The sequence below is a fragment of the Pelosinus fermentans JBW45 genome (genome assembly GCF_000271665.2).
In the GTDB taxonomy this organism is placed as follows: domain Bacteria; phylum Bacillota; class Negativicutes; order DSM-13327; family DSM-13327; genus Pelosinus; species Pelosinus baikalensis.
This window is the reverse complement of sequence record NZ_CP010978.1, coordinates 3,400,098-3,416,068: the sequence shown is the minus strand read 5'-3', so window position 1 is coordinate 3,416,068 and position 15,971 is coordinate 3,400,098. Positions and strand designations below refer to the sequence as shown.

General features: G+C 37.7%; 13 protein-coding genes and 1 pseudogene. 10 read left to right on the top strand and 4 right to left on the bottom strand.

The window, feature by feature from the left end:
* Positions 1 to 4: 4 nt before the first annotated feature.
* The 4 genes from JBW_RS15220 to bioC all read left to right on the top strand — a co-directional run bounded on the left by JBW_RS15220 (position 5) and on the right by bioC (position 3,443).
* Positions 5 to 424, top strand: coding sequence for a MarR family winged helix-turn-helix transcriptional regulator (locus tag JBW_RS15220; RefSeq protein WP_007954526.1), 420 nt, complete (start codon positions 5 to 7; stop codon positions 422 to 424).
* 375 nt (positions 425 to 799) lie between these two features.
* Positions 800 to 1,633, top strand: coding sequence for a helix-turn-helix domain-containing protein (locus tag JBW_RS15215; protein ID WP_007954527.1), 834 nt, complete (start codon positions 800 to 802; stop codon positions 1,631 to 1,633).
* 248 nt (positions 1,634 to 1,881) lie between these two features.
* On the top strand, positions 1,882 to 2,580 hold the full coding sequence (locus tag JBW_RS15210; protein ID WP_007954528.1) for an alpha/beta fold hydrolase: 699 nt from the start codon (positions 1,882 to 1,884) through the stop codon (positions 2,578 to 2,580).
* Positions 2,577 to 3,443, top strand: coding sequence for a malonyl-ACP O-methyltransferase BioC (gene bioC, locus JBW_RS15205; protein ID WP_007954530.1), 867 nt, complete (start codon positions 2,577 to 2,579; stop codon positions 3,441 to 3,443). The genes JBW_RS15210 and bioC overlap by 4 nt, the downstream gene beginning before the upstream one ends.
* Positions 3,444 to 3,648: 205 nt before the next feature.
* Here the strand turns inward: bioC and JBW_RS15200 are convergent, their stop codons facing one another.
* Entirely contained in the window at positions 3,649 to 4,113 is a 465-nt protein-coding gene (locus tag JBW_RS15200; protein ID WP_007954536.1) for a GNAT family N-acetyltransferase, read from the bottom strand.
* A 685-nt stretch (positions 4,114 to 4,798) separates the two neighbouring features.
* On the opposite strand from JBW_RS15200, the pseudogene JBW_RS15195 reads away from it, so the two are divergent.
* Positions 4,799 to 5,981, top strand: a pseudogene (locus tag JBW_RS15195) (MFS transporter).
* A gap of 421 nt (positions 5,982 to 6,402) precedes the next feature.
* Positions 6,403 to 6,858, top strand: coding sequence for a pyridoxamine 5'-phosphate oxidase family protein (locus JBW_RS25775; RefSeq protein WP_235333794.1), 456 nt, complete (start codon positions 6,403 to 6,405; stop codon positions 6,856 to 6,858).
* A 339-nt stretch (positions 6,859 to 7,197) separates the two neighbouring features.
* Here the strand turns inward: JBW_RS25775 and JBW_RS15185 are convergent, their stop codons facing one another.
* From JBW_RS15185 to JBW_RS15175, 3 genes are all read right to left on the bottom strand, one after another.
* The gene (locus JBW_RS15185) at positions 7,198 to 8,013 is read right to left on the bottom strand and encodes a group II intron reverse transcriptase/maturase (RefSeq protein WP_200896995.1); all 816 of its coding nucleotides are present in this window, start codon (positions 8,011 to 8,013) and stop codon (positions 7,198 to 7,200) included.
* A 118-nt stretch (positions 8,014 to 8,131) separates the two neighbouring features.
* The gene (gene ltrA / locus JBW_RS15180; protein WP_007956688.1) at positions 8,132 to 9,376 is read right to left on the bottom strand and encodes a group II intron reverse transcriptase/maturase; all 1,245 of its coding nucleotides are present in this window, start codon (positions 9,374 to 9,376) and stop codon (positions 8,132 to 8,134) included.
* Positions 9,377 to 9,891: 515 nt separating this feature from the next.
* Positions 9,892 to 10,836, bottom strand: coding sequence for a reverse transcriptase/maturase family protein (locus JBW_RS15175; protein WP_007956660.1), 945 nt, complete (start codon positions 10,834 to 10,836; stop codon positions 9,892 to 9,894).
* Between the two features lie 864 nt (positions 10,837 to 11,700).
* Here JBW_RS15175 and JBW_RS15170 point away from each other — a divergent pair.
* The 4 genes from JBW_RS15170 to JBW_RS15155 all read left to right on the top strand — a co-directional run bounded on the left by JBW_RS15170 (position 11,701) and on the right by JBW_RS15155 (position 15,621).
* Entirely contained in the window at positions 11,701 to 12,102 is a 402-nt protein-coding gene (locus JBW_RS15170) for a hypothetical protein (RefSeq protein WP_082076260.1), read from the top strand.
* 228 nt (positions 12,103 to 12,330) lie between these two features.
* Positions 12,331 to 12,912: a GNAT family N-acetyltransferase gene (locus tag JBW_RS15165; protein ID WP_007957939.1), complete on the top strand. Its 582-nt coding sequence runs from the start codon at positions 12,331 to 12,333 to the stop codon at positions 12,910 to 12,912.
* 268 nt (positions 12,913 to 13,180) lie between these two features.
* Positions 13,181 to 14,650, top strand: coding sequence for a nitrilase-related carbon-nitrogen hydrolase (locus JBW_RS15160; RefSeq protein WP_007957937.1), 1,470 nt, complete (start codon positions 13,181 to 13,183; stop codon positions 14,648 to 14,650).
* 167 nt (positions 14,651 to 14,817) lie between these two features.
* Entirely contained in the window at positions 14,818 to 15,621 is an 804-nt protein-coding gene (locus JBW_RS15155) for a YdcF family protein (RefSeq protein WP_007957935.1), read from the top strand.
* The last annotated feature ends 350 nt before the right edge of the window (positions 15,622 to 15,971 follow it).

Sequence of the window (15,971 nt, the reverse complement as noted above, 5' to 3'; positions counted from 1 at the left end):
TATTTTGGCAAAAAAGGAATTAGAAGATTACTATATCCCTTTTCAATGTATGATTATCAGTAATATTAATCGCTTTAATATTCAGGGAGTGACGACAGCACAGTATAATGTATTGGACATTTTAGATAAGAAAGGCTCTAAAACCACTAAGAAGTTAGCAGAGATTCGTGGGATTTCTCAAGCTGGAATGTCTAAATTAATAAAAAGGCTTTTAGAGAAAAACTACATCATTCAAAAACAGCAGGAGACTGACCGGAGAGCTTATGACATCCTCATTACTCCCGATGGTAAAGATTTTCTTGTAAGATCAGAGAAGTTTAGAAATAAAATCATGAATTTAATTGAGAATACGTTGACAGAAAAAGAGCTGGATTGTTTTATACAGTTATGCAAAAAAATTACCGATTCGTATGTGGAGGACTAGTTGTATTATGATGGGGTTAACTTACTTTAATTTGGGACAATAGTAGGTCAGGCATTTAAAGAAGGCGCAGAATTTTAAAAGTCACAAAATGAATAAAAAAATTTAATATGAATCTTTCAACCATAAAAATATGCTCCTCCTTGCCAGAGACAGTTTTTTTATTTTAACTGTCTACCACAAGAGACCACAAGAGGAGCATATCACAATTAGGGAGTTGAGGTTTTGCTTTTGCGGCTTACTAGGCCGGATGGTGAGAATTCAACTCCTAGTTGAATTCTCTGGATATGTCTGCAACTACTGTTTGGTGGACTTTAACGGCAGGCGAAGATACAATGATATTATCAGTGCTGATATTATTGAAAAGGAAGAGAAATTATGCTTAACGATAACCAGATTGGGCGACGGATTGCCTTGTTGCGAAAGGAAAGAGGATATACTCAAGAACAAATCAGCTTCATTTTGAATGTTACCCCGCAAGCGGTTTCTAAATGGGAAAAAGGTAATGCTTTGCCAGATACCTCATTGCTGCCGCTCTTAGCGAAGACGCTCGGGATATCAATTGATCGTTTGCTGACAGGAGGTAGCATAATGGAAAAAACAAGCCCCTATGATGGGGAATATAAAAAAGAAGAATATTATTGGGGACTACAACATTCTTTACTTGCTGAGCGAATTGTAGAGATCATGCAAGATGATAAGGCCAACAAGCGTTTATTAGATATTGGTAGCGGGGAAGGGCGAGATGCCATCTATTTTGCCAAATGTGGCTTCCAGGTAGATGCGTTAGAAAATTCAACTCCTGGCATCGAAAAAATCAGGCAGTATAGTCAGTCGTCAGGCTATGATGTTAATGTTCTTCATAGTGATATGATCGGATATGAACTCAAGGCTTCTTATGACGTAATTTATTCTCATGGGTCACTTCAATTTTTGCCGCTGGATCAACGGAAAAATCATTTTGAAAAATATAAGCGTCATACATGCGTTGGTGGACTTAACGCACATTTGATCTTTGTTGAAAAGCCGTTTATCAAAATTGCACCTGACTGGCAAAAAGACGAGTTTTTCTATCTATCTGGTGATTTGGCTAGGTATTATCATGACTGGGAGATACTTCGGTGTGATGAGCAAATTATAGACTGCAACTCGGCAGGTATATCCCACCAGCATGCGGTGCATAGCATAATTGCTAGAAAAATAGAAGCATAAATAATGCAAATTGCCTCCGAGGTCTAACCTGATAAAGTAGCACTTCCGTAGCTGGGATGGATTCTTCTTTTGTGGAATAGAGTGGCGCATACCCGTTTTTCCAGAACGGGAGAGGGTTTTTTTATGGAATAAAATGAATTATCAGGTGTGAAATTAATAGCTTGATTATTTTTCCAATTATTACTATAATAGTATTGTTAACCTAATCGCATTTAAAGGTTAACAATACTGCATGAAGGAGTGTCTAGATGTCAGTTCTTTTCATTCATGGTTGGGCAACTAATAAAGCCATTTGGCCGCAAAGCTTTACAGGGGAGAAAAAGCATATCTATGATTGTGCAAACTACCCTGATTATCAACACTTGACAAAAACTTTTTTGGAGATATGCAAGCAGGAAGAGGAAAAAATTACACTGGTGGGATGGTCTTTAGGAGGAATGTTAGCGTTGCAATTAGCAGCTGAGTATACCGCGAAAATTGCGCGGCTGATTCTTCTGTCAACTACACCGCGATTTACTTTGTGCCAGAGTTATGAGGGGGGATTACCTGGAAGTGTAGTAAAAAACTTAAGCCGTAAGCTTGCTCGTAATTCGTGGGAGACGCAAATGGAATTTTATCATTTAATGTTTTCCCCAATGGAAAAAGAATGGCACCAAAAATTTATTACTTACATAGCGCCTCATTTTTCTAACATTAATGTTAGTAGTTTGCAAGCAGGGCTTACTTATTTAATGGAACAAGATTTACGGCAGGAACTGGCGAAAGTTAATCTTCCCTGTCTCATTATCCATGGTATGGAAGATAAGATTTGCCCCCCAAGTGCTGCTCAATACTTGTTGCAGCATTTACCGCAGGGCGAGCTAAGATTGCTGCATGGCACAGGGCATGTTCCCTTTATAACGCAAGAAAAGTATGTAAAAGATCTAGTAATGGAGGGGGTATCATGATTAGCAAAACCCAGGTAAGCTGTCATTTTGGCAGAAGGTCTCAAGCTTATGATGAATATGCAGTTGTACAAAAAAGCATGGGATATTCTTTATTGGAATTGGTTAAAGAAGCCGGGGTATTTCAGAATATCCTAGAAATTGGCTGCGGTACAGGATTTTTGACAACACTTCTAGCACAAAGGTATCCTATGGCGAAAATTACCGCGAGCGATATTTCGTCAGAAATGTTAACTGTGGCTACTAAAAACTTATCTCAATATGAGAATGTAAGTTTCGCGCTGGAAGATGGAGAAAATCTGAAGTTGTCTGAGAAGTTTGATTTGATTGTTTCTAATGCTGCGTTTCAGTGGTTTAATGATTATCAGCAGGCTTTTACGCAAATGGAGCGTCATTTATTACCTGGAGGGTGTCTTATCTATGCTACTTTTGGTGAACAAACTTTTTATGAATTAAATCAGTCCTTTCAAGCTGCGCATAGGTCTTTAGAAATTAAAAGGGTGCACCATGGCCCTGAGTTTATTTCTATGAGAAAATTAACTGATATTACTTGTGGTCTAGGGCTTTCAGTTCACCTTGAGGAGGAAAATATAACAGAAAAGTTCAAAGGTGTTCGGGAGTTTTTGACGTCAGTAAAAAAAATAGGAGCTAACAATTCTTCTAAAGGGGAGAATATATTAATTCATCGACGGCTTATGTTATCGATGATGGATTTTTATAAAAATACATTTGAGCAGTTTGGGCAAATACCTGCTACATATCATATTATTTATGGCAGCCATAAAAAAAAAAAGAGGACTTTTTGGGGGCAATACTTGCGTTATGATTTGGTAGACACCTTTAGCAAAAAGGTTATTCAGAAATAACCATTCAGTGGCATGTTATAGAAGAGAAATGAAAGAGTCTAAGGCAGATGGCTAGTGGACTCATGTATGATGCTGTTACCGGATGAATACTAATACTAAATAAGGAATAAGTATTGAACCTTTGTCAATCATTCGACGGAGGTTCTTTGGTGTAAAAAGATATAAGAGCCTTTACCTAGTACTAATTTAAGGAAATTTGAAGCAGTTATATTTTTACCTTCATCATTAAGAACTCACTTATTTCGGGTTTAAATAGATCTGGTATAATAGCCATTTCCTGATAACCGAGTTCGGTATATAGTTTTTGGGCGCGTGTATTAAAATCGCTAACTAATAGGAATAATTTAGAACTTTGCTTGAACCCTAGTTCTTCGAAATGAGATAGTAACTTCTTTCCGATGCCTTGACCACGATATTTTTTGCTTACAGCAATACTTCGTACATATGGAAAATTTGAAAAGACGCCATCTAAGTCAATCCAGATATAACCTAAGAACTGACCATTCATATCAGTAGCAATATAAATTTCCTCATCATTTATACCCTTAGTAAAAAGTATAGAAGATTGTTCATTATTTGTAGCATATCGATTTCCTAACTCTGAATCCATAATCGCGTTTTTACATTCATTTATATGACTTAGAGTGGCAGGAACTATTATGATCTTCATATCATCAATCCCTTCCTATAATGATATTTTAAAAATTAGTTTTAAAGAAGAAAAGTCTATTCATGAAATTTTATAGCTATTAAAGGTATATATTTTTGGTCTTCAACTAGATATTCAAAATTCAAATTAATGCCCCCATTTAAAAGTTATCTCTGACTAACATTATAACCTTATTTTGGGAAATAAGTGATACAACAAATAAATATATATAAATTCGCTAGAGCCCGTTTACGCAGGGTGAGCAAGAGGATACTATAAGCATAGCAACTAAGGGAGTAATCATACTTCTTTGATATGTTTCGTTACAGGAACATTCGTAACGATTCCGTGTTTAATCGCTTGTGGATTAACAATCTGGGTAATGGATAATGATTGTATGATGTTGCTGCTAGATGAATATTAAATAAGTAACAAGTATCAAACCTTTGTCAATGACTTTGACGAAGGTTATTTTCTGCATGAAAATACGCTAGAGCCGTTATCCATCATGGCTAAATATAAGGATTAGTTTTACAATGTTGACATTATATTACATCCATTATATACTTGGTGCATATTTTTAAATTGAGGGCGAATAATTATGCAATAAACTGTTTTTAAAATATAGTAAGTGAAAGCGTTATTCTTTCTTATATAAATTTATTTTTTTGCTGTACGATTTTTTATTTGTAAGGAGGGACATTATATGTTTCGAGATAAAACTCTCTTAGGATTAATATCGGCCGTCTTTTTAATGATGGTAGGAGTAGGTATGATTGTTGCATTATTGCCTCAAAGGATTGTTGATTTAGATGGAAATGGTCAGTCAGTAGGGTATTTAGCATCTGCCTTTGCAATTTCTTACATTGTACTGCAAGTACCCATAGGTACTTTATCGGATAAGTTAGGCTTTAAGCCTTTTCTTATACTAGGATATTTACTATGTTTTATCACTGGTCTCTCATTTTATTTCTCAAGTAGCTCAATTATGATTTTTTTATCAAGACTTCTTCAAGGGGCTGGAGAAGCACCAATATGGGCTTTAGCATGCTTTGTTATCATTAAAATTTCCTCTTGCAAAGGGAAAAGTAATGGGAATGTATAATGCAGTGATTCACCTTGGACTTACCGTAGGTCCTATATTAGGAGTATTATTAGCTAAAGTATGGAAGGCAAATGAAGTTTTTCTCGTTTATGCTATATTATGTTTATTAGGCGCAGTCATAATCTATTTATTTGTTGATAATTCCAATAAACGGGATATTAAATTAAATAATTCTGTTGATTTTAATAATATCTTTAAGCTTATAAGTGATAGGCAAGCATTACTAGCCTTAGTAGGAATCACTTTGTATGGAGCAGGATATGGTATTTTTCTTACGTCAATTCCTACGTTTTTATTACAGGATAAAGGTTTTAGTTCAGTATACATTGGAATATTCTTTTCATTATTTTATGTTGCTATAAGTATTTCGCAGGTTATTACAGGTTCTTTATCAGACAAATTTGGTCCTAATTTATTTATGATAATAGGGCTAATTTTAGCAGCTGTTGGAATATTTGCAGTTCCTCTACTAGGTTCATCATGGATATTGATTATGCTAACCTTTGCTAGTCTTGGCTTAGGTATTTTTTATCTTGCATCAATGGCATTTTTAAACGAAACTGTGGCGGAATCTTTAAAAGGGACAATTTCAGGAGCATACTATTTATTTTGGGGAATCGGTATGTTCTTTGGTCCTCCTGTCTTATCTATGATTGCTCAATATATTACTTTTAAATTAGCACTGGTTGCTTATGCTCTAATTTTAATTATTACTGCATCTGGAATGGCTATAATTTTGAATTCTAAAAGAGGTGTGCCTAATAGAGCAAATATCAAAAAATAGGAGATACTTTTAAATTACCAGGGTTAATATAAAAATATGTTGTATGAAGTCGATCATAGATATGCGGTGGTAGTTTGACAATTTTCAGCTAGTTGAATGTTATTTTTCTGAAAAGATAACATAATAAAATCCACCTAATTTACACTTGTAAAATTGGTGGATTTTAAATTTCAATATATAGGAAGAATAAATATATTGTCATGGAACAGACAATATATCCTCGCTGGGCTTGGTTTTACTGGCTTTTCAGAACTTGTAAACAGTGTTTTAATGACATTGGTGGCACGTTCTTAAAAGTAACATTTTGTTGTCAGTGTTGACTATAATTTATATTCTTCATACAGTATTCAGAACAAATGTTCTTACATGTATGTAAAGCCATGATAGAAGGAGGAAGCTTATGGATCTTAATTAAGAGCAGTTGGAACAAGAAATCTTGAATGTATTAGGGAGCAATAAGTACTGGGTATTGGCAACCTCAGCAGATAACCGGGTAACAGCGCGCTCTATGAGCACAGTGAATGATGGATTAAACATTTATTTTCAGACAGAAACGTTGTTGGATAAGTATAAACAGATTCTTATAAATCCCAATATAGCGATGTGTTTCCATAACGTACAAATTGAGGGTAAAGCTGAATCAAAAGGACAAGTGGCAAGCCGGGAAAATGAAAAAATTCGTAAAATTTACTGTGTACATCACAAACAATCATATGAACGTTGGCAGGGGTTAGAGGAACAAGTGTTTATTAAGGTGCAACCAGTAAAGATTACTATGTGGAAATATGTTGACTCCAAGCCGTGTCGGGATTATATATATGTAGATAAGCGTAGAGCAGTCAGAGAATATTATCATGGGGAGCAGTATGATAATTGATAATATGTACCTAATGAAACGAAAAAGTACAATAAGAGTGGAGTGGTCGTTATGGGCGGCAATGGCGTAAGTCAATTACGTTCCTGAAAAAAATCCTGCAAAGCTTTGGCTTTGCAGGATTATATTTTAATTAAGATAATGTATGATATCGGATTTTTAGTTTCCATGTTGTAACAACCTAAGTCTTACTGTAAGAGCTGATTTTCCACAGTACTTTTTGCTTGCAATCCCAAAGAAAAGTAATATATGAAATAGGCGGATTAACAAAGTAATCCGCCCCTTCCCGAACCGTACAAGCGATTTTCACCGCATACGGCTCTCCATATTCCAAATGAGTTATCATCGACTGAGTTGATTAAGATGAAACCTGTTGGTTTCGATATTGGCAAAACAGTGGTTGCATAAGGGTATCTGACGCCGGTTGATCGTCAGCATGACAGTGACAATCGGTGGATAGGGCTTAATGAGCTTTTTCTTTGTTTGCCTGTGATACATGCTGACATGAAGATGCGGATTACCGCAGATGTAGCAAGCACGGGTAAGCGGGTTTACCAAGCTGTAACTCGGCAGGTGAAATGATGTAATTGCCGATTTGACAGTAGCGAAGAAGCTCTTTTGCCTTGAAAAAGACTTGTACAGTGCCAAACTAATTGAGCGGGTGTAGCCTTTGGCGTTTTCATAATTGACCGAAAGAGACTTGCCGTAGCGTGCGAAAATTTTCTTTAAGCTTATGTCGAATTTGCGAGCTAGAGTTTTAGCTATGGAAAACTGCACGATGTATTGGATGTGTCCGCCCTTAAAGAAGTTGTAGCAGCCGCGTTGCTGAGTCAGTAGTCCACGGAGTACCTGGTTGCCATATCTGATGATTTCTTCCGGGGGTTCTCTAAGAAGACGAGCGATACCAACGGGATAGTCATTGGCTATACACATGCCGTTTTCACGCAGCTTTTTCAGGATACCCTCCACATTCATGTAAATGCGGAGGGTTGGGTCAAAAGGATCGCATTTAAATCTGTTGTGGTTGCCGTAGCCCTTGCGGATGATATATCCGAGAAAAACTACGTTTTTATCTGCGGCGTGTGTGATTTTAGTTTTCTCGTCACTTAACCTGAGGCAAAGATTGTTTTTCAGGAATTCCTTGATTCTCTGTTTCAAAACGACTGCATAGGCTTTGGGAGCAATCAGGCCAATCAGGAAGCAAGTAGACCTAGGGAACTTCCCCCTAAGTCTCTCTCAGAACTGTACGTGAACCTCTCAGCTCATACAGCTCCCATTATCCAGCCGTTGGCAGTATCCCAAATTTCCAGTGTGCAAACAGTTTTCTATCACGCTTTGCTATTTCTCCAAGCCAATGTTCAGCTCTTTGTCTTGATTTTCGATTCTTGTATTTCTTGCGAACCCAGTAAACAAGACGTCCATTAATATATCTTAATACTTCATATATCTCTGATTTATAAAAATGCGTGTAGTAATTAATCCATCCCTGTATTTGGCTATTGAACATATTTGCTATGTCCAATAAGTCCTTATCCGGTTTCAACTGCAACTTCCACTTTCTAACTACTTTTCTTATGGATTTCTTCGCCTTTTCTCCCATTGCTGGCAGAAAGTTAGTGAAGAACTTTCCACATTTATTCTTTGCATGTCTTGGTCTGAATGTATATCCCAGAAAATCAAAAGAGGTGTATTCATGATTTCCTATTCGGTCATCATCTTTACAATATACAATTCTTGTCTTATCCAAATTTAATTCTAATCCAAAACACTCAAATCGTTCCTGTAGTCTGCGTTGCAAATATTTCGCTTGTTTAAGAGACACACAGTGTGCAATTCCATCATCCGCATATCTTGCCCACGGTATTGCTGGAAACTCTTTCGTCATATAATCATCAAATACATAGTGTAAAAATAGATTGGCAAGTACAGGACTGATTACCCCACCTTGTGGCGTTCCTGAAGTTCTTAGAACAATCGTTCCATCCTCCATTTGAAACGGTGCTGTCAACCACCTTTGTACATACAGAAGAATCCATTCTTCTTTTGTTTGGTGTTTTACCATTTCTATTAAGTAATCATGTCTGATGTTATCAAATAGACCCTTTATATCAAACTCTAAAACCCAGTCTTTTCTCCAACACCTTCTCCTTGTTACTTCTATTGCCTGTATTGCTGATTTATTCGGCCTGTATCCATAGGAATCTTCGTAAAATATCGGTTCCACGCATGGCTCAAAGTATAACTTCGCTACCATCTGCGCTATCCTGTCCTCTACGGTTGGTATTCCTAAAATACGAGTTCCACCATTCTTCTTTGGAATTGCTACTGCCTTTACAGGTTTCGGGAAATAACTTCCTGACGACATTCTATTCCAAATCTTATAGAGATTATTATTTAGCTTTCTCTCAAAATCCTCAATAGATTGCTCATCCACTCCATAGGTTCCCTTATTTGCTTTCACTCTTTCATAAGCAGTAATTACTGCTCTTTTGGAAATACTGTATGGCTTTGTTTCTTGCATAAGTTCCTCCTCCTTTCAAAGTTGACTTATTCTTGAAACTGAATAATTCGGGTTCTTCGCTCCATTCCCATTACAGAAACTTCATCACTACTACAACCCAATCTGCCCCCATGACTGCATTGGTACTCTTATCTTGCGGTTCTTCCGCTTGATATACTCCCTTAACATCAGCCCGTGGGTTCCCACGTTCCGTACAGACGCCTGTATTAAGTTCATGCCACCTTTATGCCGCCCACCGTCTAGGCAGTAAACAGGTTTCCCCTAGACTTATCCCAGATTAACGACTACCCCCTGGTTTTGATGGAATCTCTACGCTATCGACATTTTCGTAAGTGGTTCATTTGTTCATTCATCTCCTTAATACGCACTTGACAGTTTTATCACTGCCTTTTCCTTAACGCTCAATACCATGGATTTTGGCCACAGCACCTTAAGGTAGTTTGAAACCTCCACCTGTATGGCGATTTCGGTGGACCTACCACCATCATCTGTACAGCATGGCTGCCTTCAAGTAGCTACGCTACTTGGACACTCCTTCGTGGCGCACAATCGTCAGCGTAGCGTACATACTTTACCCGGCGAAAGTTAGGGTCGTATCTGTCACCTGACGGGATGGTTTTCATTTTGTTGAAAAGGGACTTAATGCTCTGCGGGTCGCTGCCGTTGCTGACTGCCTTTTTGTATTGATATCTCGCTTTGGAATAGTCAGGGTTTTGTCTGCGGCAGTTGCCTTTCGTGTCTCGCTCTATAGTGCATTCCATAAATCTGTCCAGCTTATCGAGATAGATATTGCAGAGTATAGGGCTGCAGCAGGAGCCTTGTGCGTTCCCAGTTTTAGCTCTATGACAGTTGTGCTGCATGTCGAAGTAGCCGGCCTTAAGAATTTTATTGATGAGCCGGATAAAACGTTCATCGTTAATACGTTCCCGAAGTATTGTTTCAAGTATGCGATGATCAATTTCATCAAAGCAAGCGGAGATGTCCCCCTCGATAAACCAAATCGTACCTCCCCAAGTCTCCACTTCAGCGACGGCGCTTTGTGTAGAACGTTTTGGCCGGAAGCCGTGCGCGAGGTTGGAGAAGGTAGGTTCGTATATGCACTCCAAGATAATGCGGATTGCTTCCTGAACCAGTTTATCCTTTCCGTTTGGAAAACTGAGCTTGCGCATCTTACCATTGCTTTTAGGGATCATCGTTGTTCTGCTTGGCTGAGGCTGGTATGACTCAGCGCGCATGGATGTAATAAGTTCAGTAATCCACTCTTGGCAAAAGCCATGTAGGGAGGTGCCATCAGCACCGGAGGTCTCCGCCCCGTCGTTAGACTTTACGGAATTGTAGGCGATGATGTACAAGTCCCTATCGTAGAACAACCGATAGAGGTCACCGTTGACATAGCCATGGTCGGCGTTATTCCGACGACGATAACCTTCCAGTCTTTCCATGAGTTTTGATTGCTCCATCCAAAGCAACTCCTTTCAAGGTTGGAACTTGGAATACTGCCCCCCTTCACCATGTGCCTCCCATTACAGAAGGCCGTTAGGCTACTATTAGGGCTCTCTGCCATATACCGTCAGCCGGTACTTAGGCAGGTCACGTTTGGCAGCTCCATATAGTGTTTCCATACGTAGGTACCCGGTTGGTCGTTTCCCTACTTACCGCAGGTGCGTCAATAGGCCTGCTTATACCCAATCTAATTAATATTGGAGATACCCATTGATACCGGAGTTTACGTCCGGCAGCGCCTACACAGCCACAGACCCGGATTCAGCCCACAGGCTTTACCATATATGGCCTGACTCGCCAGGCTACTCGATAGCAGTTGCTGTCTAATCCTGACTTTACCGACATGCTATTGTCCCCCAGCGGCTTTCGCATAAGGTAAGTCGGTTGTCTTACATCGCAACGCAGGAGCGATGATTTCTGTGAAATATATATGAAGCGCACAACGTGCGCACAATTAGAAATAGGTGGAAATTAAAAAGTCGCCGTGTCCTAAGAGTGTTGGAGCACTCTCAGGCACGAGCAGGTGGGTAAGCACCTACACGTAACAGTTACCTGTCTACGACGACAATTTATTATACCGTGAACTTTCCCTGAAAACAAGGGATGGTATGTTCGGGATAGTAGGATTGTAGTTCTGGCAGAAGCTGAGCGTCTGCATGCAATCAAGATGAAGCAAAGCGCATGTGTAGGTTTAAAAAACCTCGCATGGGCTTTTTAATTTCTCCCATTAAGTAGCTGTGTGTTGGTTTCTTCTATTCCTATATGTAGCTAGAGGAATAGAAGAAGCTCCATGCAGTATGAATATGGGGGGATATAAATTGATATCAGTAATAGCGAAGCGAAAGAGGAAAAGCCGGCGCTGTCAAAGAAAATTGACAGATAGAATGAAGGAGATTCTGCCCCCAGATCAAAAGGGGCAAGAAGAAATCACTGTACCTATTAAAAGTATGCTTACCGGACGATGGATGGATAAAGGGGATGCCCTGCGTGATTGGCAGGAATTTATTCTGATGCGTCAGGATAAAGCAGAGGAGAAGTTGCAATTTGGTAACTTCTCAAGTGAATATACAAGCCTAATGGAGCAAGTTGATCTACTATTAGAAGGGCAGGCGGAGGAAGTGAGTGAAGCCGTTACTCTAATGATGGTAACGGCTACCTATATGCACTATAACAAGGGCTTCTTTGATGGCATGAAGATTGGCATGGTTATGGGGAACTTATAGGCAGATATGCCATTTAGGAACTATCCAATGAGAAAACTCCTGTAAGGATTCTAATAAGAATCCTGCAGGAGTTTTGTATATTGATGGTAAATATTACAAGAGAATATAGGATGTTAGATTTTGTAAATTTGGATTGACTCATCGGAACAGTCCCTATATTTAGTTTATCAATTAAATAGTTAATCTATAAGTAAATTGAAAATCGTTAAAAGGAGGATTCTGATTATAATGGAAGGTATACCTCTACTTTTAGAAGGGTGTAAACTAACATTAAAAGCTCCTGACATTGAATATGCGCCATTAATGCAGCAAGCAATTCAAGAATCTATTGATGATCTGAAAAAATGGCTAACTTGGGCTACACATATTCCAAGTGTGGAGGAGTGTAAAGAAAGAGCAACTACTGCTCTTGAGGCATTTAAAGAAAAGAGAGATTTACCATTCTATATTTTTACTAAAGATGAACAGAACTTTATTGGTAGAGCTGGATTACATCATATTGATTGGTCAGTTCCCAAATTTGAAATTGGTTACTGGATACGAACATCCTGTCAACACCAAGGTTATGCAACCGAGGCTGTGCAGTTGTTAACGAAATTTGCTTTTCATGAACTAAATGCGAATCGAGTAGAAATTCGCTGTGATGACAATAATCTAAGAAGTAGAGCAATACCTCAGAAACTAGCATTTCGACTCGAAGGTATTCTTTATAATGAAACACTTACACCTGATGGTCGACTTCGAAATACGATGGTTTTTGCAAAAACGAGAGATGATAAGTCTGCTACTGTATTTCATGATAAAATTTAATTTTTTTTGTTACGCTACAAGAAGGAAGGTCAATAATATGGTAACAAGTTATCTTGATGTAACCTATATTTACTTGCCATTGGTGCCATGTCCATAAAAGTAACACTTTGATAGTATTAAATTAGATCCATAAAAAGCAAATATAAGCAAGTATGAACCAGTATTATATATGCTGGTTTTTATTGTTGTCAGGGAAAATATGGTATATAATTCGAATTAATGAATCAGAGGTAACACGAAAAAAGGTTTGGGAAGAAGGAAATGATTTATGCAATTAGGAAAAAGCTTTAAAAATATTATAAATAGTTACAAGTGGAGTAATTTTTATAGCCTACTACATTGTATTTTTACAATTTTTCTCATTGCAGTCTCATATTATTTGTCTACTGAGTATTGGTATTTTACTTGGATTGCACTTTTACTTCTTTGTACATATGCATTGAAAGGATCATTAGTTTCCACATTTCTGACGGGATTTTTTTCATACTTATTTGGATCATCCAATCCTCATGCGGTGCTTCCCCTTACTGTTTACTGGCCTTTGCTTGTTATTAATGCAACTGCATTTGCAAGTGTACTTGCTATTTTCCGTCATATTGCTGTCAGATGGAGAGGTGGGTATGCAAGCTTTGTTTTTGCGAGCGGTTTAACTGCTTACGAATTCATTGCTTCATTATATTCTCCTCATGGAGCTGTGAATAGCATTGCTTATACACAAGTATCTAACTTATCTTTTATTCAAATTGCATCAATCACAGGTATCTGGGGAATTACTTTTTTGATGGCTCTTTTCCCTTCAAGTATTGCTTTAACTTATCATTATCCTCAAAATCGAAGATTAAGCACAAAAGCGAATCTAATTTCATTAAGTCTACTTTTATTTGTGATTCTATTTGGATTTTACCGCTTGCATACGCCTGTTGAGGGGGCCAATATAAAAATCGGTATTGCTTCTATCTCTACTAATTTAGAACAATACTTAGTCGTGGCAACAAACAGGGATAAACAACAAGTTGCAGACACTATTCAACGATATATTCAAAAGATTGATTTTCTTGCACAGTCAGGGGCCGAAGTTGTCTTGCTGCCAGAAAAGATTATTACTATAGAGACTCATGACGATAATTTTCAGCGCCTGAGTAATGCAGCACAAAAGAATAAAGTAAATTTAATTGTAGGAGTAACTAGAAAAGATAAAATGAAACTTTACAATTCCTCCTATGTCTTTTCGCCGTTAGGAGAAGTGCTTTTAGAATATGATAAAAAACATCTGCTATCTGCATTTGAAAGTAGGTATACCCCAGGAACTGATCTTGGAATCATAGATAAATGGGGCATTGAAATTTGTAAAGATATGGATTTTACACAACCTTCACTGGATTACAGTAGGCAAGGAGTAAATATTGTCTTTGTTCCTGCACTGGATTTCCATGATGATGGTTGGAGCCATGCGCGTGTTGCAATTATGCGGGGAGTTGAAGGAAATTACGCAGTAGCACGAGCTGGGCAGTGGGGATTATTAACCTTAAGTGATAGTAGAGGTCGTATTATCGAAATGGTATCTAGTGATGTAGAGGATGGTGGATCTGTTTTAGTAGGTGAAGTAAGGCTTGGTAAAGGAAACTCAATATATAGCAAATTGGGTGATAGTTTTGCATGGATATGTCTAGGGACTTTTATTATACTATGTATTTTTCTGTCGCTTAGAAAACCTAATGAACTGCTGACTAAACCTTAGCAGTATGAATGTGGCATGTCACGGAAGGAAAGAAAATTAGTGTAAAGTCAGATAACTTATGGACTCAAAGCCTTATCCAATCAAGATGATTATCATTCCATAACATGTAATAGAAGTGAATTGATATAATGCAAAGGTAGATAAATTAAAGGTTGAAGGTGGACTAGATGTTAGTACGGAGAAATTTGAATTCGAAAATAGGTTTAGGATTAGTCAGTATTGGTGTAGGATTTGTCATGATCGGAATGGTGTTGGCATTTAACGTTTTTGGTATCACTTTTGGTACATTTTCTTTAATAACAAGCGGTTTGTTTTTAGTTCTCTATGGTATGACATTTGGAACATCCGTAAATAAAAATTTAAATTATAAATTACTGCTATTAAATCGAATATTGTCTTTGTTGCTAGTAATCGGCTTGGTTAGTTTTATATGGATAGAGACTCTTGTTTTCCAATCCTTAAAATCCAATGATAATGTAAGAGTCAATTATGTAGTTGTGTTAGGGGCTGGTATTCAGGGAGAAGAGCCATCAATTACGCTTAAGAGAAGGCTTGATAAAAGCATTGAATACCTTAATGCAAATCCTAATGCTACGATAATAGCTTCTGGTGGTTTCGGAAAGCAAGTAATAATAACAGAAGCTGAAGTAATGAAAAGATACTTAATTGTCCACGGAATAAGTGAATCCAGGGTATTAAAAGAAGAAAATTCTACGACTAGTGATGAGAATCTAAGATATACAAGGCTGCTTTTGACCCAACTGTATGGGGCAGAAGTGCCAACAATATTAATTATTACTAGCGACTATCATATGTTTAGAGCAAAGCATATAGCTTATAGGTACTATCCTGTAGTTTATGGGATATCCTCAGAAACACCGCGCGCAATTATGATTAACTATGCTATCCGAGAATATTTGGCTGTGCTAAAAATGTTAGCTTTCGAAGTGTCAAGAATTGTATATTGGTAGATAAATCAAAGAAATGAAAGTGATACAAAATGAAGTATACCTATCCGTGTTGCGGCGATAGGACTCTTATATGAAGGGAAAATTTTTTTGTCCTGTATGTCAGCGAGAACTTACACAAGAATGTGGGACAATGCAATGAGAACAGCTTGGGGCGAGAGATTTTTGAATCTTAGAGTGCAAACAATTTGCTGTAGATCATTGGACTCAATAAACGATCTGGAGTATGAATGTAAAGTAGGATTTGCAAAATTTATAATTGAATTAAGGAATCTTCGACAATCATTAAGCAATTCACAAATAATTTATCTAGAAGAATCGGCTAATGGACATGTCTAGTCCAAAATCATGAT